The sequence below is a fragment of the Desulfovibrio sp. GTC20076 genome (assembly GCF_055385905.1).
In genome coordinates this window covers 258,235-279,907 of record NZ_AP039366.1, presented here as the reverse complement: position 1 = coordinate 279,907, position 21,673 = coordinate 258,235, and the positions used below count along the sequence as shown (strand labels likewise).

At 49.7% G+C, this 21,673-nt stretch carries 24 protein-coding genes and 1 tRNA gene; 11 read left to right on the top strand and 14 right to left on the bottom strand.

Going from position 1 to position 21,673, the window contains the following annotated elements; genetic code table 11:
* Window positions 1–70 precede the first annotated feature (70 nt).
* The 6 genes from ACZ495_RS01270 to ACZ495_RS01245 all read left to right on the top strand — a co-directional run bounded on the left by ACZ495_RS01270 (window position 71) and on the right by ACZ495_RS01245 (window position 5,175).
* The gene (locus ACZ495_RS01270; protein WP_464262508.1) at window positions 71–1,048 is read left to right on the top strand and encodes an NlpC/P60 family protein; all 978 of its coding nucleotides are present in this window, start codon (window positions 71–73) and stop codon (window positions 1,046–1,048) included.
* 319 nt (window positions 1,049–1,367) lie between these two features.
* Window positions 1,368–2,363, top strand: coding sequence for a tRNA glutamyl-Q(34) synthetase GluQRS (gene gluQRS / locus ACZ495_RS01265; RefSeq protein ID WP_464262507.1), 996 nt, complete (start codon window positions 1,368–1,370; stop codon window positions 2,361–2,363).
* 116 nt (window positions 2,364–2,479) lie between these two features.
* Window positions 2,480–2,860: a hypothetical protein gene (locus ACZ495_RS01260; protein WP_041724234.1), complete on the top strand. Its 381-nt coding sequence runs from the start codon at window positions 2,480–2,482 to the stop codon at window positions 2,858–2,860.
* Window positions 2,861–3,030: 170 nt separating this feature from the next.
* A tRNA-Thr gene (locus ACZ495_RS01255) sits at window positions 3,031–3,106 on the top strand.
* Between the two features lie 448 nt (window positions 3,107–3,554).
* Window positions 3,555–4,037, top strand: a complete 483-nt coding sequence (locus ACZ495_RS01250; protein ID WP_464262506.1) for a hypothetical protein — start codon at window positions 3,555–3,557, stop codon at window positions 4,035–4,037.
* Window positions 4,038–4,368: 331 nt separating this feature from the next.
* A complete protein-coding gene (locus tag ACZ495_RS01245; RefSeq protein WP_464262505.1) occupies window positions 4,369–5,175 on the top strand; it encodes a DUF1016 N-terminal domain-containing protein in 807 nt (268 codons plus the stop codon).
* On the opposite strand, the gene ACZ495_RS01240 is transcribed toward ACZ495_RS01245, so the two are convergent.
* A protein-coding gene (locus tag ACZ495_RS01240; RefSeq protein WP_154511312.1) for an IS5 family transposase occupies window positions 5,168–5,925 on the bottom strand; the annotation gives its coding sequence in 2 pieces (ribosomal slippage) (window positions 5,168–5,592 and window positions 5,592–5,925; 759 coding nt in all). The genes ACZ495_RS01245 and ACZ495_RS01240 overlap by 8 nt on opposite strands.
* Before the next feature lie 57 nt (window positions 5,926–5,982).
* Here ACZ495_RS01240 and ACZ495_RS01235 point away from each other — a divergent pair.
* Window positions 5,983–6,417 carry a PDDEXK nuclease domain-containing protein gene (locus ACZ495_RS01235; RefSeq protein WP_464262905.1) on the top strand — a complete coding sequence of 145 codons (435 nt, stop codon included), beginning with the start codon at window positions 5,983–5,985 and terminating at the stop codon, window positions 6,415–6,417.
* Window positions 6,418–6,457: 40 nt separating this feature from the next.
* On the opposite strand, the gene ACZ495_RS01230 is transcribed toward ACZ495_RS01235, so the two are convergent.
* The 5 genes from ACZ495_RS01230 to ACZ495_RS01210 all read right to left on the bottom strand — a co-directional run bounded on the left by ACZ495_RS01230 (window position 6,458) and on the right by ACZ495_RS01210 (window position 11,817).
* Complete coding sequence (locus ACZ495_RS01230) at window positions 6,458–8,362, bottom strand: UvrD-helicase domain-containing protein (protein ID WP_336311077.1); 1,905 nt, start codon at window positions 8,360–8,362, stop codon at window positions 6,458–6,460.
* Window positions 8,352–10,574 carry an ATP-dependent nuclease gene (locus tag ACZ495_RS01225; RefSeq protein WP_336311076.1) on the bottom strand — a complete coding sequence of 741 codons (2,223 nt, stop codon included), beginning with the start codon at window positions 10,572–10,574 and terminating at the stop codon, window positions 8,352–8,354. The genes ACZ495_RS01230 and ACZ495_RS01225 overlap by 11 nt, the downstream gene beginning before the upstream one ends.
* A 119-nt stretch (window positions 10,575–10,693) precedes the next feature.
* Complete coding sequence (locus tag ACZ495_RS01220) at window positions 10,694–10,927, bottom strand: hypothetical protein (protein ID WP_336311075.1); 234 nt, start codon at window positions 10,925–10,927, stop codon at window positions 10,694–10,696.
* A 332-nt stretch (window positions 10,928–11,259) separates the two neighbouring features.
* Window positions 11,260–11,613, bottom strand: coding sequence for a competence protein CoiA family protein (locus tag ACZ495_RS01215; RefSeq protein ID WP_464262504.1), 354 nt, complete (start codon window positions 11,611–11,613; stop codon window positions 11,260–11,262).
* Between the two features lie 84 nt (window positions 11,614–11,697).
* Entirely contained in the window at window positions 11,698–11,817 is a 120-nt protein-coding gene (locus tag ACZ495_RS01210; RefSeq protein WP_464262503.1) for a hypothetical protein, read from the bottom strand.
* A 704-nt stretch (window positions 11,818–12,521) separates the two neighbouring features.
* Between ACZ495_RS01210 and ACZ495_RS01205 the strand changes: the two genes are divergently transcribed.
* Genes ACZ495_RS01205 through traI form a run of 3 tightly spaced genes read left to right on the top strand, consistent with a single transcriptional unit; the run spans window position 12,522 to window position 14,996 of the window.
* Complete coding sequence (locus ACZ495_RS01205; RefSeq protein ID WP_336311073.1) at window positions 12,522–13,169, top strand: lytic transglycosylase domain-containing protein; 648 nt, start codon at window positions 12,522–12,524, stop codon at window positions 13,167–13,169.
* Window positions 13,063–13,323: a plasmid mobilization protein gene (locus ACZ495_RS01200; protein WP_435375447.1), complete on the top strand. Its 261-nt coding sequence runs from the start codon at window positions 13,063–13,065 to the stop codon at window positions 13,321–13,323. Before ACZ495_RS01205 ends, ACZ495_RS01200 begins: the two co-directional genes overlap by 107 nt.
* Window positions 13,320–14,996, top strand: a complete 1,677-nt coding sequence (gene traI / locus ACZ495_RS01195) for a TraI/MobA(P) family conjugative relaxase (protein ID WP_336311072.1) — start codon at window positions 13,320–13,322, stop codon at window positions 14,994–14,996. Before ACZ495_RS01200 ends, traI begins: the two co-directional genes overlap by 4 nt.
* Window positions 14,997–15,119: 123 nt before the next feature.
* On the opposite strand, the gene ACZ495_RS01190 is transcribed toward traI, so the two are convergent.
* The 6 genes from ACZ495_RS01190 to ACZ495_RS01165 form a co-directional block, all read right to left on the bottom strand.
* Window positions 15,120–15,311, bottom strand: a complete 192-nt coding sequence (locus ACZ495_RS01190; protein WP_462513230.1) for a hypothetical protein — start codon at window positions 15,309–15,311, stop codon at window positions 15,120–15,122.
* 242 nt (window positions 15,312–15,553) lie between these two features.
* Complete coding sequence (locus ACZ495_RS01185; RefSeq protein ID WP_336311071.1) at window positions 15,554–16,324, bottom strand: TonB family protein; 771 nt, start codon at window positions 16,322–16,324, stop codon at window positions 15,554–15,556.
* Window positions 16,321–16,788 (bottom strand): ExbD/TolR family protein, encoded by a 468-nt coding sequence (locus tag ACZ495_RS01180; protein WP_336311070.1) that lies wholly within the window; start codon window positions 16,786–16,788, stop codon window positions 16,321–16,323. The genes ACZ495_RS01185 and ACZ495_RS01180 overlap by 4 nt, the downstream gene beginning before the upstream one ends.
* A 2-nt stretch (window positions 16,789–16,790) precedes the next feature.
* A complete protein-coding gene (locus tag ACZ495_RS01175; protein ID WP_336311069.1) occupies window positions 16,791–17,480 on the bottom strand; it encodes a MotA/TolQ/ExbB proton channel family protein in 690 nt (229 codons plus the stop codon).
* Between the two features lie 202 nt (window positions 17,481–17,682).
* The gene (locus tag ACZ495_RS01170; RefSeq protein WP_336311068.1) at window positions 17,683–18,783 is read right to left on the bottom strand and encodes a hypothetical protein; all 1,101 of its coding nucleotides are present in this window, start codon (window positions 18,781–18,783) and stop codon (window positions 17,683–17,685) included.
* A gap of 19 nt (window positions 18,784–18,802) precedes the next feature.
* A complete protein-coding gene (locus ACZ495_RS01165) occupies window positions 18,803–19,228 on the bottom strand; it encodes an FAD-dependent oxidoreductase (protein WP_464262502.1) in 426 nt (141 codons plus the stop codon).
* An 11-nt stretch (window positions 19,229–19,239) separates the two neighbouring features.
* Between ACZ495_RS01165 and ACZ495_RS01160 the strand changes: the two genes are divergently transcribed.
* Window positions 19,240–19,997 (top strand): IS5 family transposase gene (locus ACZ495_RS01160; RefSeq protein WP_154511312.1). Its coding sequence is split into 2 segments (ribosomal slippage): window positions 19,240–19,573 and window positions 19,573–19,997, totalling 759 coding nucleotides; the frame shifts between segments, so codons are not numbered across the junction.
* Here ACZ495_RS01160 and ACZ495_RS01155 read toward each other — a convergent pair.
* Window positions 19,994–20,926: an FAD-dependent oxidoreductase gene (locus ACZ495_RS01155; protein ID WP_464262501.1), complete on the bottom strand. Its 933-nt coding sequence runs from the start codon at window positions 20,924–20,926 to the stop codon at window positions 19,994–19,996. The genes ACZ495_RS01160 and ACZ495_RS01155 overlap by 4 nt on opposite strands.
* A gap of 30 nt (window positions 20,927–20,956) precedes the next feature.
* A complete protein-coding gene (locus ACZ495_RS01150; RefSeq protein ID WP_302785522.1) occupies window positions 20,957–21,217 on the bottom strand; it encodes a hypothetical protein in 261 nt (86 codons plus the stop codon).
* Between the last annotated feature and the right edge of the window lie 456 nt (window positions 21,218–21,673).

Sequence of the window (21,673 nt, the reverse complement as noted above, 5' to 3'; positions counted from 1 at the left end):
CGCCGGGCATGGCCCGTTTTCCGACTGACCTGCCGCCACCTTCTGGCCGGCATAACATTGTGGAGCGCTGATGGGAAAATGTCTGAAACTGTGCGCGTTGATGATGGGCTGCGTGTTGGCCTTTGGTTGCGCCGCCAAAAAAGGTCCACAGGAAGACAGCATTGACAGCCTGCGCGCCGAGCGGTTCCGACGCTCCTATGAGGCGGCTTTTGATTCCAACCAGCAAGAGGCCGGCCAGCAGCTCCTTCGCAAGGCCAGGTCAGCCATCGGCACCCCCTATGTGCGCGGCGGAACTACCCCGGACGGTTTTGACTGTTCGGGTTTTGTCTGCTGGACGTATAAAAGCGTCGGCGTACAGTTGCCCCGCACCGCGCGTGAACAGTCTGTCATCGGGCAGCGCATCACCAAGGTGGAAGACATGCGTGCCGGAGATATCGTGGCCTTTCGCCACCCCCGTCGGGGCTATCATACAGGCATCTATGTGGGCGACGGCAAGTTTATCCACAGCCCACGCAAACGCACCAAGGTGCGCATCAATTCTCTGGACGATCCCTATTTCAAAACCACGTTTCTCAGCGCGCGCCGCGTAAAAGTTGAAGGCGGCGAAACGCTGACGGCCCAGGCCGAAAGCCGCCTCAGCGATTTTACCGAAGAAAAGGTCATACGCGAACTGGCCCGCGACAAGAAAAAACCGGCAAAAAGCCGGGCCGCTGCCACACGCGACAACAAGCGCACGAACACGCGAGAGAAAAAACGGGATGCGACCATACAGGTCGCCAGCAACGACAGAAAGGGCGCCGCCCCGGCCCGCGCTGCAGAAGCCAGAAACAGCAAAAATGCCAAGCAGGCCGCGCAGACCGCCAAAGCGCCAGCCAAAACTGCCGGCAAAACCCAAAGCAAATCACAGAACAAGGCCGGAGCAACAGCCAAAAAACCCGACAATAAAAAAACCGAAGCCAAAAAGTCCGCACCCGCCAAAACCTCGGCAGCCAAAAGTGACTCCGGGAACAAGAAGAATCAGGGCAAGGACAAAAACAACAGATCCTGACGCGATCAGGGCCGGTCCGGCAGCAATTGACAGCAAGCCGATGCCGGTTCCGGCAAGGCCGGACGGCAGCCGGGTAAAACCGGGCAACGGCGGATGCCCGCAGCAACCGCACCGCTTCACGCTGCAAACCCGCTGCCCGCCACTGGTGTACAAGGCGAAAACTGCGATATCCAGGCACACGGTGCATGCCGCCGAACGGCAACCGACCGGAGACGGCTCGGCCACCTGATGCCCCGGGGGCGGGGCAAGTGCGGCCATGATGTTCCGGTTCCGGCACAACTGCTGCCCTGCGTCAGTATAAAGATCAAGCCGGCGCGGCATGCATATTTCTGAACGTCCCATGCAGCATTCATCCATCCCTTGCGGCAGGCTGGCCCCAAGCCCCACCGGGCATATCCACCTGGGCAACGCCTGGGCCTTTTTGCTGGCTTGGCTTGCCGCCCGCTCACAGGGTGGACAGGTGCTGCTGCGCCTTGAAGATATCGACCCGCAGCGCTCCCGGCCGGACTATGCCGCAGCCATACTGGAAGACCTGCGCTGGCTCGGCCTTGACTGGGACTATGGGCCGGATACTGGCGGCCCCGGCGGCCCGTATGTGCAGAGCCTGCGCAGCGAGATTTACGACACGGCGCTGACGCAGCTTGAACAGTCCGGACTGACCTATCCCTGTTTCTGCACCCGCAAGGAATTGCGCCAGCTTGCCGCCGCGCCGCATGTGGACGATACAGGCGCACCCTATCCCGGTACCTGCCGTCATCTGAACGAAGAACAGGTTCAAGCCATGCTGCAATCGGGGCGCAAAGCCTGCGTGCGCCTGCGCTGTCCCCAAACGCCCATACGCTTTGACGATGCCGTCGTGGGACCACAGAGCTTTCTTCTTTCCCGGTGCGGAGGCGACTTTGCCCTGCGCCGTTCCGACGGTGTTGTGGCCTACCAGCTGGCTGTAGCCGTGGACGACGCCCTTATGGGGGTCACCCAGGTGGTGCGTGGACGGGACATTCTGCCCTCGACCCCGCGCCAGATTGCTCTTCTCGAACTCTTGGGCTATGGTGCGCCTTCCTATGCCCATGTGCCCCTGCTTCTGGATGCAGAGGGAGAGCGCCTGGCAAAGCGCCACAACAGCCTTTCCCTGCGCTGCCTGCGGGAACAGCGGGTTGATCCGCGCCGCATCACAGGTTTGCTGGGTCACCTGGCTGGCCTTACTTTTTCCGCCGCAAGCGCAAGCCCGGCGGAGCTTATGCCCGCTTTTGACTGGAGCCGCCTGCCACGACAGGATGTGCGCCTTGAACACAGGCACCTGCGCGGGCTGCTGTGACAAAACCGGCACGGGTGAAATCGCGTAACCGGGCGGCCCCCACGATGGCCGCTGAAAACCGCGCTCCCGGTCTCTTTTTAACGACAGCATATCTCACAGCCTCATGGGGGAAGTGCATGACTTCGCAAAATCTGGACCAAGCCTTTCTGGACGAGATCTTTCCTGCTACCCGCGCGGACGATTTTTTTGACGCCCTTTTTGGCGGCGCAGAAGAAGGAGCCTACGACATCTGCCTTGTATGCCGCGAGGCAACACCCGAGGCAGTCCGCCTTGCCTTCGAACTGCGGCAGCGCCCCGGCAAATGCCTGGTCTGCAATCTGACCTACGGCCTGCCGCAGGTTTTCCAGCGCCATCCCATCCTTAACGTGGCCGGGGTTGCCCGCGACGTGGCCCAGCGCCTGGGCTGGCCTGTGGAGAGCCTCAAATGGAAGCTGGGCCATACCGAAGAAGTGAGCAGTGAAGTACACGCCATTCCCCTGACCCTGGAAAAGGCGTAAGGCTCAGGCAAAGCGCCTTGACAGCCCGGCTCTTTTTTGGCAATAGAATCCGGTCGCCAGCTTAGCTCACTTGGTAGAGCAGCTGATTCGTAATAGACCAGCTTGTCAACTGGCTAAAAGTAGAAAGTCGCTGCAAAAGTGACGAAAAAAGTTTTACAAAACAGGTATTTGCCAGCTTAGCTCACTTGGTAGAGCAGCTGATTCGTAATCAGCAGGTAGCGAGTTCAATTCTCGCAGCTGGCTCCATAAATTACAGGGGTTTAGGTGCAAAAAAAGCACTTAAACCCCTGTTTTGCGTCCAAAGGGCTTTTCTAGCCTATTTAGAGCATGACAGCGGAATCGCTTTTCGAGCGTATTTCGAGCATCACCGGGTTTCCACCCCTTGCGGGGTAGAAATATGACCGGAAACCGTTGCGGCCATGACCCGAAGAACCCAAGGCTTTCCCCGGCAAAACCCATCCGAAAAGGAAAAGGCGGCTTGCCGCGCATCCTCTCCCTCGCCGCCGAACGGGCAAAGGCTTGGTATTTTCATCCTAAAAAATGCCCGCCCCTGCAAGCGCAGCCAAACAGGCGAACCAGGTCAGAACGCCGGGAAGCCTGCCAGATTGTCCTGGAAACGATCCTTTCCTACCTTGACTTGGCTTCCATGTGTTTGGGCACTCCAACGGCGGCCAGCGGCTTCATAGACATCGACATGCGGACTATCGTGCGGGATTCGGGTATCGGCCAGCGCCGCTGTGAGCGGGCCATTGCCCTCTTCAAAGAAGCCGGTTTCATGAAAGTGACCCAGCCCCGCACACAGAACGACGAAGGCATGTACTTCGGCTGCCGGGCCATCCGTGTGGTGACGGAGGCGCTTTTTGAATGGTTGGGGCTTGGCCCCATGCTGCACCGGGAACGGGCCAGAGCGTCCGAAAGCCTACGCCGTAAGGCACAGAAGGCAAACCGCAAAGTAACGGACTTCATGCGCCGGATAACCAAAGGGCTTCGCAACGCCTTCACATTCAGGCCCCAACGCTCACGCGCAGAGCAGGAAAAGCGCGAGGAAGCGGCGCTACGCTGGAACAGGGCTTGCGCGAAATACATGCTTGCCGATCTCGCTCCAGACGAGTGCCGACGACGAACAAACGCGGAACTCGGATTGCCAGCCGACTACAGCCCCGGCAGATACGCATAACAGAATTCGCGCATATGGCCGCATGGGGTTTTTCTGAATTTTGGGCCTATCCCGGCCCTGCCTCCCCCTCTAAGATCGACTTCCCCGGCCTGAATTTCTCCATGAGGGGGATTTTCCGTTCGGTATGCCATGACCGGAAAAAATAGGTGTCGCATGGTTAGCCTGTAGGTGTCGCGCATAAAACCAAAAGACAAAAAAATTAAGAAAAAAGGAAGGAGGCCGGTTTTATTAAGACTTGTTCTGTCTCACGCATTTCTTAATCACGGCGAATCAGCCATAATTAAAGGGTGCGCCAGCAGAGAGTGAAAAACACGCGCCTCCGGCGCGGCCAATGAACAAGGGAAGCGCGTTTTTCCCCTACGAGCAACTTTGCAAACCAGCCGGACTAGCGTACATTTCCGCAATGCCAAAACAATCCATCATAGTCGCCAGAGATCTCACCGATCTTGTTCAGCAAGTGCGGGAAATCATACTTTCTGCCCGTGCAGTTGCCGCCCGAAGTGTTGATACCGTTCAAGTCGCCATGAATTTTACCGTAGGTCAACGTATTGTCGAACATGAGCAGAGAGGAGACAAGCGGGCTGCCTACGGCAAACAGGTGATGGAACACTTGGCGCAGTCAATGACTGCCGAATTTGGGCGAGGTTTTTCCAAAAGAAACCTGGAGCTTATGCGTCAATTCTACATTATGTATGCGCCACGCTTGAAGAATTTTCCAAGCGACCTCATGCCGTTCCCGCAAATTGCGCAGATCGTGTCTGCGCAATCCATTCAGGAAAATAGCGGCAAGATTGCGCAGACATTGTCTGCGCAATTGCCAGGTTTTCCCTTAATTAGCTGGTCTCATTATGTTTTTCTTATGAGCATCGCCAACCCGGAAGAACGGATGTTCTATGAAATAGAAGCTGCCCGCCATAGCTGGAATTTGCGCACGCTCAAGCGTCAGGTGGAATCCTGCCTGTATGAAAGGCTCGCTCTTAGTCGGGACAAGGAAGGGGTGGCGCGTCTGGCCAACGAGGGCGACTTGCCGCAAACCCCGCGCCAGTTGATCAAAGATCCGCTGGTGCTGGAATTCCTCGGTCTGGAGGAAAAAGCCCATTACTCCGAACATGACCTAGGGTCAGGACTCGTTAATTAAGGTAGAAGAGAACAGTGACAGCAAGACAAATGGCTGAGAAAAAAGTATGGGCACAGCGGTCATATCGGGTTGCGATACGTCGCCAGTCCTTCAACTTGCTGAATGTATTTTCAATAAGATGGCGACCTTTATACAGCGTCTTGTCGAAAGGAAGTTCTTCATTTCTGGTTTTCCGCGGTGGTATGCAGACGGTTATCCCTTTGGCTTTTAGAGATTCCCGCAACCAACTCGCGTCATAGCCTCCATCTGCCAGAAATATGCTGTTATCGGGAAGCAAGTGCTGGAGAATGGCCGCCCCCTTGTAGTCGCTGACCTGTCCTTCCGTCAGCAAAAGCAGGACAGGACGCCCGTGCCCATCACAAACGGCATGAAGTTTGGAATTCAGGCCACCTTTTGTTCGTCCTATGAGGCGCGAAGAATCCCCTTTTTGAGCAGGCTTGCCGCCGTGCGGTGAGCCTTGAGGTGAGTGGAGTCGATCATCAGTGAGCCATCAAAAGACGTTTTGTTGGCCAACTCAGTGAAAATTTTATTGAAAACACCGAGTCTGCTCCACCTGATGAATCGATTGTACAGCGTTTTGTGCGGGCCGTACTCATCAGGTGCATCCTTCCACTGAAGCCCGTGCTTGATGACGTATATGATGCCGCTGACGACGCGTCTGTCATCGACACGCGGAGCACCGTGAGAACGGGGAAAGAACGGTTTGATACGCTCCAACTGGCTTTCGGAAAGATAAAACAGGGTACGCATGCGACACCTCCATGCCCTCTGCATACCCTGTTTTTGTTCCTTTGAAAATAACGAGTCCTGACCCTAGAAAGCGCCATTATTGATCGGCTTGAATCCTTCCTGCTGGAACTCGGCAAGGGGTTTCTTTTTGAAGCCCGGCAAAAACGTTTTTCTTTCGGCGCTGATCACTTTTATGTCGATCTGGTCTTTTTCAATCGCCTGTTGCGCTGCTATGTGCTGATAGACTTGAAAATCGGGAAGCTGGCCCATCAGGACCTGGGCCAGATGCAGATGTATGTGAACTACTTTGATCGCCATGTGAAATTGCCGGAAGAAAATCCGACAGTTGGGATTCTCCTTTGTAAGCTCAAAAATGACGCCCTGGTCGAGCTAACGCTGCCGGAGGATGCCAACATTTACGCTTCGCAGTATCAGTTATATTTGCCGTCCAAGGAAGAGTTGCAACAAAAACTGCGTGATTGGAGTGAAGAAAACCAATCAGAAGATAGGTAGATATTGGATTTCAGTCTGATAGGTTATAATTGGGCCGCATTTAGTTTAAGATAATAATTTCATCATCGTTAAACCAGCCATTTCCAGACAGCCCTGCCTTTAATCCCGCCGGATTATCAGTATAGGCTACGACTGCCAAGCTTTTCTCTGCACGACTACAGATGACATAGAATAGGCGACGTGTTCTATCTATCCCTGTTTCTTTTCCTTCTCTCTCGTTGTTGATGTCAGTCGCAGTTTTACTTTTTATCCCGAACAACTTGTCGTAGGAAAATAAAAACCCTCGCATTTCAGAGTCATCAATTATGGCCATTACTCTTGGAAACTCCAATCCTTTCACTCCTTGATGCGTGAAAAATGGAGATTGTCCGTTGATATATGCAGCATAATTCTGTATTTGCGAAAATTTTGTGTTTAGAAAATTATCCAAACAGTCTATTTTATCGACTGATGGCTCTTCAGTATTATCTACTTCATCCTCAAATGCATTGACTACAGCTTGTTCAATAGGTGTTCTCATTAAAATCGGTTTATACCCATTGGGAATTTTGAATACACCACCCTCATAAACCATTTTTAAGAGTTCTCCAAAATTTATATCTGGATTAGCATCATATGCTGTGCATAATTTTTCTATGTTGGTTTTCGCTATTTCCAAAATATTTTTAGATCTAGTCTTATTTTCGAGCATATAGCGTTTCTGAAATAGTCGTGACATTTTTTTTACGACATTGGTCAATGCGAACTTATCACCATTTTTATGCGCTTCCAGTATCGGCAAAATGACCTCAGAGAATATCCGAATTTCAGGCAACGTGCCATCTAAAAGTCCGAGCCGGAATTCATCGGATGGATATAGGGCGCTAAACATCTCGCCAAATCCCATCCGGTTTGCAGCCATGTGGTGTTCAAGAATCAAAGAAACAACAGATTCGCGCTTATCCCAATCACCATCTCCCGTTATCGCCGCCATTTGTTGCATAACAAGCGCTTCGGCTGCTTGTTTGTCCTTGCTGGATTGGATAGCAAAAAGCCTAACGATCCCACCTTGCTTATCATGTCGTTCCTGTTGTTTTTGGGAATCGACATCGGAGCGGATTTTATTTATCAATTCAATGATCCGCGTTGGTGAGCGGTGGTTCATTTTCTTGGCTGGCCTTGCCCAATCCGCAGGCAATCCAATTCCTAGGTCAGCTTTTCCGTCGCCATAGATGCGTTGCATGGTGTCTCCAAGCAGCCCAAGCGCAAATTCATTTTTATGACGCTGCTGCACCAGCAAAAATGCCTCCATAAGCCCCTTATTCGTGTCTTGACTCTCATCTATTAGCAGTATGGGGAATTTTTTTATCAAAATACGTTGCATAAGGGGCTTTGCAGTTAAAAAATATGCCCCAATTTGCAATACTTCTGTATGGCTCAAAGATTCCCGATCTGTATTGTTTGAATTTGGATTATATGTGAATTTCTTGATGCCATCCAATTCACGCAAACGCTCCTGTTTGCTTTCAATTTTATGAACTCTATCGGCTTCCGCTTTTGTTCCTTGACGCGAGGATTTACTTTGCAATTCTACAATATCAGCGGTTAATCTTTCCTTTAACCATTTACTTATATCCGCGTTAAACGCACGGATTAAATCCCAAGTAAAGCTATGTATAGTTGAAACATACACAAGTGTATCATTGTTCAATCTGCGCTTAATTTCGGCGCAGGCGTTATTTGTATAAGTGATAACTCCGACTTGCCTACCATGTAGGCGCATTTTTTCGCTAATAGAAGTATTTATATTTTCTAACGCCTTTACAAGCGATCGTGTTTTACCAGATCCAGCTCCGGCGAATAGGAAGAAGCTCTTTGGATCGTCTAAATTTAGGCACTCGGCAATTTTTGCGTCAACACCATCGTCAATATGATTGTCATCTAGCATAACAGATTCATTCGGCATTGCTGGCCTCCGCGCTATCTTCATCTAAAGTTACTTGCGCCAGCCTTGACTGTAATATACTTTCTAGCCATTGCAATCCTTCTGATATGTATGTAGGTATTCTGATTTCATCAAAATTTTCAAGATACAGTAAATCTAAAGCGAATTCAGCCTTCTTAAATCCACTGTCTCGTATAATCTCAAACGCACTTAGCGCATCTGTAATATTTTGTGCTTTTTTTATCATGCCTTTTGCATTGGCTGTTCCATCAAAAATGGCCTTGTTCTCAAAAATCAAACTATCCTCAAATGTGTACGGTAACACTTCCGCGTTGCCTATAGTGATTGGTATTTGGTATGCAACCCGCAAAGCAAAGGGCTTGTCTTGCTTTTTATCGTTAGCCCGTAGTCCGAGCAAATCGTCAATGCAGTCCTTTTTGGGAAACCAAAATTTTAAAGTATCATTGTTCGTTTTTTGACTCGCTCCGCGCGCCACCGGTGCAGATTCCCACTTCTTTTTTTCATTTTCTCTTGTTGCGTCTAAATCTGTTATGATAAGCGTTGGGATTCCCAATGTTTCCATAAATGTCTTTAATTTATGAGCATGGCTACCACCAATATTCAATATGCTAATATAGGACTGAGTTAGGCAATCATACTTACGTAAGAAATGGGGAAGCAAAATACGCTCCGCGTCGCCTTCTATTAAAATAGCCGCATCCGCGAAGAATAAATCACAATGTGTAAGCTTGATATATCGCGAAACGAATTGCTGAGTATTTTTATCACCTCCAAACACATTGGATAGATTGATAATCTTGCTACTTTGAACTTTTCCAGTAGCAGGCTGAATGCGCCTAAAATAGCGCAGATTTGCAAACTCGCATTCGTGAGTTATATGGCTTGAATGTGTAGAAATGATAAGTTGCGTTGTTAGGTTACCAATTTTAACTTCATCTCTGCTTGTAAGGATTTTGTAAGCCTGCTTTATAAATACTTGCTGGGCCTGCGGATGTAAGTGGGCTTCCGGTTCCTCCACTAACACAAGATGTATTGGCGGGTATTCAAGGTTTGTTCCAGCTGGTGGGGACGCCTTTTGCTTGCCTATTTTCAACCAGGAATCCCTAAATCGAATAAGTCTAAACGCCATGAATATTAAATTTTGATAGCCCAATCCATTATACGTTTCTGGAAGGAATGAATCCTTACACCCGTCGAGCTCGTATTGAAGCGCGGAATTATGGTCAAGCCCGTCTGTCGGTTTCAGTTGGGGGGTTATCTTGATATTTGGGTTGTAAAATCCAGGGTACCCCAAAGTACCAAGTTCTTTCAAAGCGGGCTGGAAACCTTGCGACATACTATCGGTGAAAGCCTGTTGCGCTTTGTATATAGCGTCCAGGGCCTTAATATCTTTTTCAGTCGGCTCCTTGGTCGGATCAAGATGCTGGTTATAATATTCCGCAAGTTGTTGCGATAACCGTCGCTTGTCGCTGACTGAAATATCTAGCGCTTCATCATTTAGCCCGCGTTGGGCGTTTATTTCGTCTATTTGTATAAGTCCAATCAGGGGATTTTCTTCTATCGGCTCACCAATGGTTTCTTGCTCTTCGTCTTTTTGGGCGGGATCTAGAACATAAAATTTCATAGTGAAATATTTCTGCAAATCCCGTTTTAGGAACTCAAACATATCCTTCGGGAATAAATCTACGTTGCAGGGCGTGGAATTCGCTCGCGCTTTTTCTTTCAATTTTTCAACATGAGCACGCGCTTCCTTATATGCGCTGTAGAAAGCTGCGACATCTTTTGGCTCATACCGTAACCGTATGCCTAAATGGCCTCCCGTCCAGTCAAGCGTTGGTAACATGTGACTGACATAGTGAATATCGTCATCTCCTACATCAAACCAAAGGTCAAACGATGGCAAAATGGTTTTCCACACTGAGAGATCCCGCTTTTCCGGCTCTCCTAAAGTGCCAGTAGTATCGGATGCTTTTTGCTCTTCATTTTCCAATCTTTTGCCGATTTCTTTTATTTTTGCGTGATTGGAAATTGTGAAGTCGTAAATATTGAAGTTTTTATAACCAACCGGATTCAGGAAATACCGCATAGAAGCCATTGCAGACGTTTTTCCGCTATTGTTCGCTCCGATAAACACGGTCGTATCGCCGCGCAAGTCCACGGAAACCTCTTCGAGCTTGCGGAAATTAAGTATCTTAATGTCTGCTATGCGCATATTCTGTTCCTTTTGTTTAATGTCCGATTTCCTTTACCCTGGAAGGAATGTCAAAGCCTAGGGGATGTAATGAATGCAGAAATATTTGCTGTTAGAGGAAGTATATACACGTTGTCGTTTTAATCCTCATTCCCCATATCATCAAAAGCATCTGATTGTTCATAGCGGCCATCCCAGATAAATTGAGAAATATGGCTTTTGGCACACGAAAGCACAATTTCAGCTATGTGCCCTTTTAGGTCAAATCCTGGAGCAAACTCAAAAGTGCAAAGGCAAGCCTTTGAATCATAAAACACTTCTTCTAATACGCCTGCCAAACTCTCACGGACCAGATCCTCAACAAACCCGAGCATCTCGGCGACCTCGCTATCATGCCCATACCTACTCGACACCGAAACGCCAAATGCCTCAAATTTGCCAGAAGATACTTAGGGCTTGTCACCACCAAACCACTTTTCATCACTATCCCGTTGAGCATTATCAACTATATTATCTGGTACATGATTGTCGTAGTTCACTTGGGTAACATGAGAAGCAGTTTTCTTTTTAACTTCCCACCAACTCTTCATGGAATCGCGCCATATAAGGCATGACGGCAATGAATATTTTTTGGTATAGAAACAATCTCTTTTAGCAGAGTAAAAATCAGTTCCAATATCAATAATTTTTCTTGGAGCATTGTTTACTATTTTTTATCCTTCAATGCTTTGTCATATCTCCCATTTATCATATATTCACCATCAGAATTATAAAAATATGTTTCATGAACATAGCGGGTAAATTTGCTAAAATGTAAAGGAATAACATATTCCCTATTGCCTGACCAAACATATATGCGTCCAAATCCCATGGCATGAATACACTCAAGCCACTTTGGAACTCTGCACACATCTTGATTGTCTTCTTTGAAAATTTTCAACTGATTGATTGAGGGGATAACCCAAATCACGCTCAAGCCGTTCTTGTGACGGGCCACCGTCCTATCATACACGTCTTGGACGGTCATATTGCTTCGCTGAATCTCAATAGCTACCGGCACTTCTTTTATGATTGCATAAATATCAGGAACTACGTTGTTTACCTTTTGTTCGAGTTCACAGTAGGAGCAGTTTGGATTAGTTTTTTAGAGCCTCAAAAATTCCTTTTTTCGCCTTATGATGAGCATCCGTTTCCCAATGCCATACTGGCATGTCACGGGCGATTTATGGGCAAAATGGTGGGCGCGAACTCGCCCTTTTTTCAAGACAACCTCTTTCAAGCAGTCTTTACAAAAAAACGGAGCCTCTGTTCTTTCTGTTGTCCATGCATAGCAATTTCCGCGATGATTGGATCATGCCGTTAGCATTTACAAAAGCCCTCGTGTTTGTTCTCTCCATTCCAAGGTGCGCGATGTCGCGCAACCCTCACGCCAAAGCCCCGTTCATACGCGACTTGTGAACAAGCGCTTTCAGGTCTTTCAGGAGATCGTCATACCCATGCGGCAGCAGAGTTAGTTTGTCATTTTACCGTGTTATGCAATTTGGCAATAGGCTATTGCCAAATTGGCGAACCATGCCTGTGTCTAAAAGGCAGCTTTATCAAACCTTCAAGGATTCTTGAGATTGTTCATATTTCTGTAAGCCAGCAGCAAAACCCCGTCAACAGAGGGCGCTTTTTACAAGCAGCCGCCCAAAACAATACGGAGGTATATTTTTCCATACGCAGATGGAGCGCAGCAATAATTCTGCATCCCCAAGCATAGACAGTAATCCACAGCCATAGCGAAGAATAAGTAAGCATAACTTATGTATTTGTATTCTTAAATGTTTTTGTCTGTGCTACTGTATTGGCATTTCAGAGGACAGGACAGAGGAAGTGTACCCACCTTCCGGCGGCTCCATTCCTGTCCTGCCCTGCGGGGCTGCTTATTCGCGGTTCCGCTCAACGCCAAAACAAGAGGCAGACCCCATGAAGATGGCATTCACGCTAGCCGTTCTGCTTTGTCTGTATACACCAGCAGTCGCAGCGGAACTTTACGCCACGCCAGAGCCGCCCGCCCAACTGGTAGAAGCTATCGCCCTTCAGGAATCCGGCCTAAACCCTTTTACGGTCAATATAGCCGGAAGATCCTACTACCCTGCCACGCGGGAGAAAGCGAAACAGCTCATACAAAAGGCGATTGCGGCTGGCTTGTCTTTTGACGTTGGTAAAATGCAGATAAACTCATGGTGGATGGAGCGATACGGCATAGACCCGTTATCACTGCTCGACCCGGCCATCAATGAGAGTTGGGGTACATGGATACTTGCGGAAGAGATCGCCCGCTACGGCCTGAACTGGAAAGCTGTGGGCAAATACCATTCCCCAGACCCAGAGCGTGGCAGGCGCTACGCTTGGCTCGTTTATCGTCACTATGCAGGCCTAAGAGCCTCCAAAATTCAGGAGGCTCCTTGTGCCGAGCAAAAAATTGATTCTCAGAACCTATCTGACCCCAGAGGAACACGCACAGATCAGAGCATCGGCCAGCAAGGCAGGGCTGTCCCTTTCCACGTTCAGCAAAAGGGTGTGCCTTGGATTTTCCGTCCCAAGTCTGGAACATCAGGAGGCAAGGATTGAATTACGACGGCTCAAAGGCGACCTTGGCAGACTTGGCGGGCTGGTGAAACAGGCATTGGCGAATGGCGCGGACAGGCTGACAGTTCACCGTCTTTTACATGAACTGGACGTCCGGCAGCGGGAAGTTCAGCAGGCCATAGCGGGCATACGATGATCAGCAAAAAAGTGGACATCAGCCCCCAAAATGACAACTACGCCCGTCTTGCCGAGTACATTGCCGATGCCGGGCATGAAGGCGAAAAAAGTCTCATGCGCTGGTGCGCCGGATGCCTTGGGGATGATGATTACCAGAACGGCATTGCCGAGGCCATGGACGTTCAGGTCATAAACGTCCGCACCACGAAAAACAAAACCTACCATCTTGTGATCAGCTTTCGCCTGGAGGACGAGGCAAAATTGACGCCGGAGGTGTTCATGGCCATTGAAGAACGCTTTACCGCCGCGTTGGGTTATACCGAGCATCAGCGGCATTGTGGCGTCCATAAAAACACCGCCAATCTCCATATGCACATAGCCTACAACATGATCCACCCGGAAAAACATACCCGACATGAGCCTTTCCGCGATTACTGGAAGCGGGACACTTTATGCCGGGAGCTGGAGCAGGAATACGGTCTTGTGGTTGATAATGGCCGAAACAAAGAGAAACAGCGGTCAGTGGGCGCAAAAGCTGCCCTCATTGAAGCCCACACAGGCCAACAATCCTTTGAATCGTATGCTAAGGACCAGAGAGACACCATCTTGTATGTTTTGGCGACAGCAACGGATTGGCAAACGCTCCATGAGGGGCTTGCCCGGCATGGTTTGGTGATAAAACCACACGGGAACGGTCTGATTTTGGCTGATCGCCATAATCAGCAGCATACCGTAAAAGTCAGCGCAGTAGACAGAGCCTTCTCACTGAAAAAGCTGGAGGGAAAGTTCGGGAGGTACCTTCCAGCGCGGGACTTGGAAAAAATACCAGAGCAAAGCCGGTATCAGGCGACCCCCTTGCATCGCGCTCCAGAACGAGGCGCTTTGTACGCGGAATATCAGCAGGGCATTAAAGACCGGAAAACCGGACTGGCTACCATCAAAGAAAGGGAAAACGCAGCACTTGCGGCAATCAGGGAAAAGTGGGCGGCCAAACGCAGGGAATTGGAACGGCTGAACATAGCAAAAAAGAACCGCCTTGGTCTGCTGCAACTGGCCCGCAAGCATGAGGCAGAAGAAATCGCCAGAGCCAAGCTGCCGTTTCAATCTACTTGTGAGGACATACGTGAAAAGGTTCCTTTCACTTCATGGAATGGTTTCCTACAATATAAGGCTGGTCAGGGCAATGAAATCGCTTTAGCCATTTTACGTTCCAAGCTGAAGATAGCGGAGCCGGATCGCGTTCCGCAAGACTCCGCGATTAAGGAATGGGCACTGCACGGTAAAGAGCAACCAACAATGAGTCGTGCGGAAATGCAGGCTAAATACGCAGCCAAGGAATTAGCTGCCTTGGATAATAAAATCATGAGCGGCAAAGGAAAGAAACAGCTTTTGGCTCTGTTACGTATGGAACAGCTTGCCGCCGAGGAAATAACACACATACGTGGTTTCTCGGCAACAGTAGATCACAAGGGAATAATTGTTTTTTTCCTACCTGGTGGAGGGAGGATTCTGGACAGCGGAAAGGAACTCTTCTTTTCAAACAAAAATGCCTCCATCCGGCATGTCGCCCTCCGCTATGCTCAAAAAAAATGGGGGAACAGTCTGTGGATAAAGGGGAATAAAATTATGCGTCGAGAAAAAAAGTTGGATGAAGAGCACATTCAAAAACAGCAGAAAAATATGGAGAGATGACGAGATAATGCAGTTTTCATTGTCTATATCGATATGATAGTATGGTATAAAAATATTTTGTGGCCTAGGTTGAGAGCAGTGCAATTTGATGTGCCTACCTCCGTAGGCACTGTTAGGAGCTATTTACGTTTTTTTAGAATTAATTAGGGCCAAAAATGTCAAGATAGATTCTTTCACAGCCATTGCAGCGAATGGTAGAGCTTTTACTTCATCATTATTATTGAGAAGTTCCAATTCGCATGTGTGTAGAACTCTACTAATGACTTCACGGCAAATTTTTTCCAGATCTTCAAATTCAAGATTGCTTTTGTCCATGAAAAACTCCTTTTGGAGTTTCTGCATACCGCAACAATGCTGATACTCACAAAAAAACCGCCAGTATTACTACAAGCGGTCATTAAGGGCACAAGCGAGAAACAGCCCGTCCGTTTCTCCCATGGCTGCCGCACAGAGGCACCAAACGCATTTACGATGCGGGATGCTTATGAGATGCCTTGCCGTGCGCAGCAGCTTGGGCGATAGATAAGATGCCTTATCAGGCTATATTCATTAAATTTTCATCGTAGAGAAAATTTATAAGGAATCAGAACAATTGTATTAACCGGTTGACCTCTGACCTTTCCTGGAAGGAATCGTGTTCGCCGGGCCGCAGCCAGTGCCGCTTCATCAAAGACGCCTGTGGGGCTAGAAGAGTAAATGGTACATTGTTGTGGCTTGCCGGAAACATCCACGACAAGTTGAACCACCACCTGTCCCTGCATGTTCATCCGTCGGGCCTTGTTCGGGTATTCGGGCATCACTCTGCGAGAAATGGACGGACGTTGATCCACGACGTCTTCAGCGTATACGCTCAGGTCACCCATGGTACGCGCTGCTCCCTGCGCCGTACCGCCGCCAGTTTCTGTCGAATTTTGTGACATCGTGGCTGTTTGTGACTTCTGGGCGGAAGCTTGTTCTGTTCGGTTCTCTGTGTCCTGCGTCTGCTTTATGGTACGATTTTGGGGCTTAGGCTTGGGGCGCGAGGGAGTCACTGGTTTCGCAGGAACTACCGGTGCCGGTTTGGGCGGAGTCGGGGCGACTTCCGGCTCCACTGGCCTAATCGGCATTTTAGGTTGAGGTTCCGCAGATGCTGAAGTTGTCTTTTTTTCCTGTCCCGGAGCAATAGAGGTCTGAGCCGGAGCAAACTCAGCGAGTGAAACGCGATAGGCTTTCTCTTCCGGCAAGATTTCGGTGCTTGCGAAAAAGAATCCGGCTATGGCTATGAAGCCATGTAGAAGTAGGGAAAATACTACGGTCGCGGCACGTTGGAAAAAGCTCATAGAGGTCATTGCGAAGTCATGCCCGTTGCAGGTTTTATGTCGGACTGCACCTTCTCGGCATCTTCGGATGCCAGCCCACCCCCAGATTCCGCCACCATGCCCAAGTTAGTTATGCCGACTGCCCGGATGCAGCCCATGACTTCCATCACCACACCGTACGGAACTGCCTTGTCAGCACGCAGGAAAAGCTGTTTGTTCAGAGCAAGTACGGTACGCCTCAGCAGAGAATCCAAGTCGGCCATGGTCGTGGGATATTCATCCAGGAACAGCGCTCCGTCGCTTTTGATACTCAAAATCATGTGATCATCTTCCGTGGGCAGTACCTCCGCAGCTTGTACTTGCGGCAGATCCACATCTAGACCTTCAGTCATCATGGGAGCCGTAACCATAAAAATGATTAACAGTACCAGCATCACATCCACAAAAGGAGTCACGTTGATATCGGCCACAAAATCGTCATCAGAGGAAGACATGGCTACCTTTCCCCCGCAAATGAGATGCCGTCTTGATAAGCGTTAACCTCATGCTGCATGCGGTTCAAAAGCTGTCCCGCGTAGTTGATACACACGCCTTCAATGTTTGTAAGGCGCGCACGGAAGATGTTGTAACCACACACCGCAGGGATGGCGACGAACAACCCCACCGCCGTAGCAATGAGCGCTTCGGCAATGCCGGGAGCGACTGTTGCCAAGGAAACGCTTTTCAGGGAGGCAATTGCATGGAAGGAGTGCATGATGCCCCACACCGTACCGAAAAGGCCGATGAAGGGAGCAGTGTTGGCCGCAGTAGCTAAAAGCGCCAACGAAGATTTGAGGTGTGCCATTTCTTCGGCAATACCGAAGTGTAGGGCGCGGCGGACGTTGTCGTTGAGCAGGCGCTCAGCATCGCCAGTGCGGGTGATGCGATTGAATTCTCGTACAGCTCGGCAAGTGATGCCATACAGGGGGGAGCGTTTATCGCTCTCCACCAAAGGCAAGGCAAAAGCCAATGCACCTGCATCGTCAAAGGCGCAGAGTCCCTGTCTGGTACGCCGTCGTGCAGCACGCAGGGTCAACCACTTGGCGGCCATATATGCCCAGCTCGCTACAGACATAAACAAAAGCAATACTAATACGCACTTAGAAACAATACTGGCCTGCAACACGGCCTGAAGCATGGAATCCATCCGCTGTTCCTCACCCAATTGTATTTTGAAGTCCCGCGAGCATCTCTAATACTGCGCTGCGTTTTCTGATGATACGGCTCAATAATTACGATTTTAAAATTCGTGTAAGGGGTCTTCCGCGCGCTGAACGCAGTCAGCTATGACGGTCAAAAGCCATCCGGCAGGGCGCGAAGCCCTATGCCGGATGTAGCTCACAACCAAGTTAGTTTGCCTGTCCAGATACGCTCGCCTGCCGTGCAATGGAGTCTATGGTTGCGGCAAGGCGCTTGCTGACCCCGTCAAAATCCATGCTGTCAATGTAATATTTTTCAAGAACGCCATGTTCTGCTTTGATCTGCGCCAGGGTTTGCATTGCAAGGGAAAGAGTCTGTTCATATCGGGCCATATTTTCCGAAATTTCGTCCTGAAGCCCGGTTGGACGTTTGGTATTCTTTCCCTGAAGCGTAAAGGATTCTTTGATAACCTGCGTCGGCAACTCGTCAGGTTGCGTTGTCACCAGAAGGTTCAGTGCGGGAATGTGCACGTGATCCAGCAGATGAGGGTCAATGGGTCTGTGGTAATACTCCACATCAAAACCACGGAGTTTCGCTTTTTCGGCCACGTCCGCCAGAATTTTTGTCCGGCCCATGCCCGCTTCTCCCTTCACAGCCAAAGCCGTAGTTTCTGGGCGCAGCAGGCTGGCGATGTTGTGAATGGCTCCTTCCGGTGTATTGGAAGAAATGTAGGCATGGCGTTCCGCTCCGTACATTTCCGAGTTGGAGCGAAGAAGAGCGTCTGCAATGAGATGCTCTGCTACAGCGGACAGCTCTCTAGGATCTTGGTGGGCAATATGAATATCTTCCACATTGGCAAGGAACTGTCTGGCTGCGTTCAAGACCCGGAAAGCTTTACGGAAAAGCCTCTCCGCTTCCTGGTTGATTTCTATAATTTCTTTGGAGTGCTGACGGATTCTTTCGGTGTCCCAATGGTCGCCAAGGTTGAGAATTTCATCCACTGCACCGGGATTTCTGGGATCAAAGACATGGTGACCGGTGGCAGCAGTGACTACGGCTTTCAATGCCGGAACGACAACGGCGTCATACGACTGAGGGTCAAGGGAGCAATGCTGATACTCCAGATCATAACCCTGTTGAGCAAAAGTCTCTCCAATGGCACTGATGAACGTAGATTTTCCCGTCCCTGGTCCACCTTTGACAATAATAATACGTGCTCCTTCAAGCCTGGGTAAAAAGTTAAAAAAGGTGTGAAAACCACTGCCTGCATTGCAGCCGAAAAAGCAGCGTGTTGTGTGTTGACTCGTCATGCTCAAAACTCCTATTCTATTAAGGTCTGTTTACAAATATTCCGTAACAGTCCGCCTCACGAACGCGATTAGCAATCTCACTCATCTGTGTTGTGTAAAGACCTTTTACTTTCATTCTGTCGAAATACTCTCCTCCAGAAAATGTATAGCGTTTTACGAGGCCCAACTCAGAAGAAAGGCCTTCCTGTTCGGCATGAATAATGTCCCCACAAGCAAGAATTTGCGGTAGCGTGATTGCGTGTTTTCCCCGCAACGTCCGCACTGCGTTATGTCCGGCAAGAGAGCCTGTCGCTATAGCTTCGGTGTGCCCCACAAAAAATCCAGATTTTTCACCGGCGCAGAAAAGATTATGAAAGCCGTCCACTTTTAGAGAGTTATTCCGAGGGGCTCTAGGGTCAGGACTCGTTATTTTCAAAGGAACAAAAACAGGGTATGCAGAGGGCATGGAGGTGGCGCATGCGTACCCTGTTTTATCTTTCCGAAAGCCAGTTGGAGCGTATCAAACCGTTCTTTCCCCGTTCTCACGGTGCTCCGCGTGTCGATGACAGACGCGTCGTCAGCGGCATCATATACGTCATCAAGCACGGGCTTCAGTGGAAGGATGCACCTGATGAGTACGGCCCGCACAAAACGCTGTACAATCGATTCATCAGGTGGAGCAGACTCGGTGTTTTCAATAAAATTTTCACTGAGTTGGCCAACAAAACGTCTTTTGATGGCTCACTGATGATCGACTCCACTCACCTCAAGGCTCACCGCACAGCGGCAAGCCTGCTCAAAAAGGGGATTCTTCGCGCCTCATAGGACGAACAAAAGGTGGCCTGAATTCCAAACTTCATGCCGTTTGTGATGGGCACGGGCGTCCTGTCCTGCTTTTGCTGACGGAAGGACAGGTCAGCGACTACAAGGGGGCGGCCATTCTCCAGCACTTGCTTCCCGATAACAGCATATTTCTGGCAGATGGAGGCTATGACGCGAGTTGGTTGCGGGAATCTCTAAAAGCCAAAGGGATAACCGTCTGCATACCACCGCGGAAAACCAGAAATGAAGAACTTCCTTTCGACAAGACGCTGTATAAAGGTCGCCATCTTATTGAAAATACATTCAGCAAGTTGAAGGACTGGCGACGTATCGCAACCCGATATGACCGCTGTGCCCATACTTTTTTCTCAGCCATTTGTCTTGCTGTCACTGTTCTCTTCTACCTTAATTAACGAGTCCTGACCCTAGACAAAAAGCGTACCGAATTTGCATATCCGCTCCCCGTGGCGATCATGGCGTTTTCAAATCCGGCAATGTGTCGCATATCTTCCAGTGACAAAAACGGCGTCATAATTTTAGCCGTGTCTCCGGTATCCAAGAGGATCACGTTAGCTGCATATTCTTGCAGAGCGTATTGCTGGCAGGATTTGCTCCGCAGCTTCTCCCGGTTGATCAAGGTGTTGGGCAACGGAGCAATGACAAGCCCTCGCGTATTCAATGCCTTTTGGATGTCCGCAGACAGAGAGTTCTTACGGAGTTCAAAAGAACCGGAAAGAGAGCCTACTTCGCCGTCGCGTCTCATACCCACGTAATCAGTCAACCCAGCGCAGGCCGTCAGGCTAATCCTAGGTCCAAACATTGGACAACGCAGAACGCACATAGCGCAACCGTTTCCGTATCGTGTGCAATTGCTCAACGAACCCGCCGAGCCTGTAGCGTCTACAAATACGTCACCTTCGAGCCTTGACTCTGCCAGATCATGCAACGCCACGCCGCAAATGGTTGAGCCGCTCGTCAGAAATTCAACAACACGCGAGCGGAATCGTATCTCAATGCCACACGTTTCCAGAAAATTCCGCACCGCCGGTTCGATTTTAGTAGTAGAATAGAGCCAAGCATGCGCATGCCCCGGGAAATTAACATTTTTATGCGTCGCGACACTGTCGGTGATGCTGAAAAGTCCTCCCGCACCCATGGCTGTCAATTCTTCCGCCGCCGTCTGCCGACCATTATTTCGCATGATTCCACCTGCCAAACCGCAGCCAAGAAGCATGTCCGTACGCTCCAGAATGACGACCCTGTCGGCTCCAGCTTGCTTTGCAGCAAGCGCCGCCGCAGAACCTGCCCACCCGCCTCCGATAATAATCACCGTACTTTTCATGTTCTGCCCGTCCTTACCGAGTATCACACCTTAGCGCAGTGTTTTGCACACTCTGATGGGTTCACAACCAATTACATCAAGGCATGCTCCACATATGCCTTCGCCGCAGCACATGGTTCGGCTAACAGCTCCAAAAAATAATGCAGTCACACCAGCACGAGCCGAAATATCCGCCGTCATTTTGGTCAAAAGCTCACCTCCAGCACAGAACACCATCTGGCAAGATATTTCCTTCATCAGTGTATGGAGAGCTTCTTTTTCGTCAGGAAAGGTCATTTCGAGAATGCGCATCTCAGATTCCGGCAAAAATTCCCTTATAAATGCGCATTCTGGTTTTCCAAGCACCACAGTGACTTGATTTCCGCCACGTAGCAGTGAATCAGCGACATTGGGAAGGACAGAAGCTGCGATGCCACCGGACACAAGAAGGCAGGATTCGCCCCTCGTCGCTGTAATACGCCTACGACCCGTTATTCCATTCCAGTACGGGCCACGTATCCACAATTCAGTTCCGGATCCACGCAGACTTCTAGTCTTCGGCCCGATTACCCTATATGCAAGTATGATAGTTTGTGTTTCTGGGTATGCTCTAACAACGGCAATAGGGGTATCAAAATGCGGATTTTCGTTACCACGAGCGAAAACAAAGCTTCCTGGCGCACGCAGCTCAGCCGCTAGGGACGGCGTAACTCGTACGGCAACTATTATTGCACCTTCATGGCGCTCCCATTGCTGAAGGATTGGAAA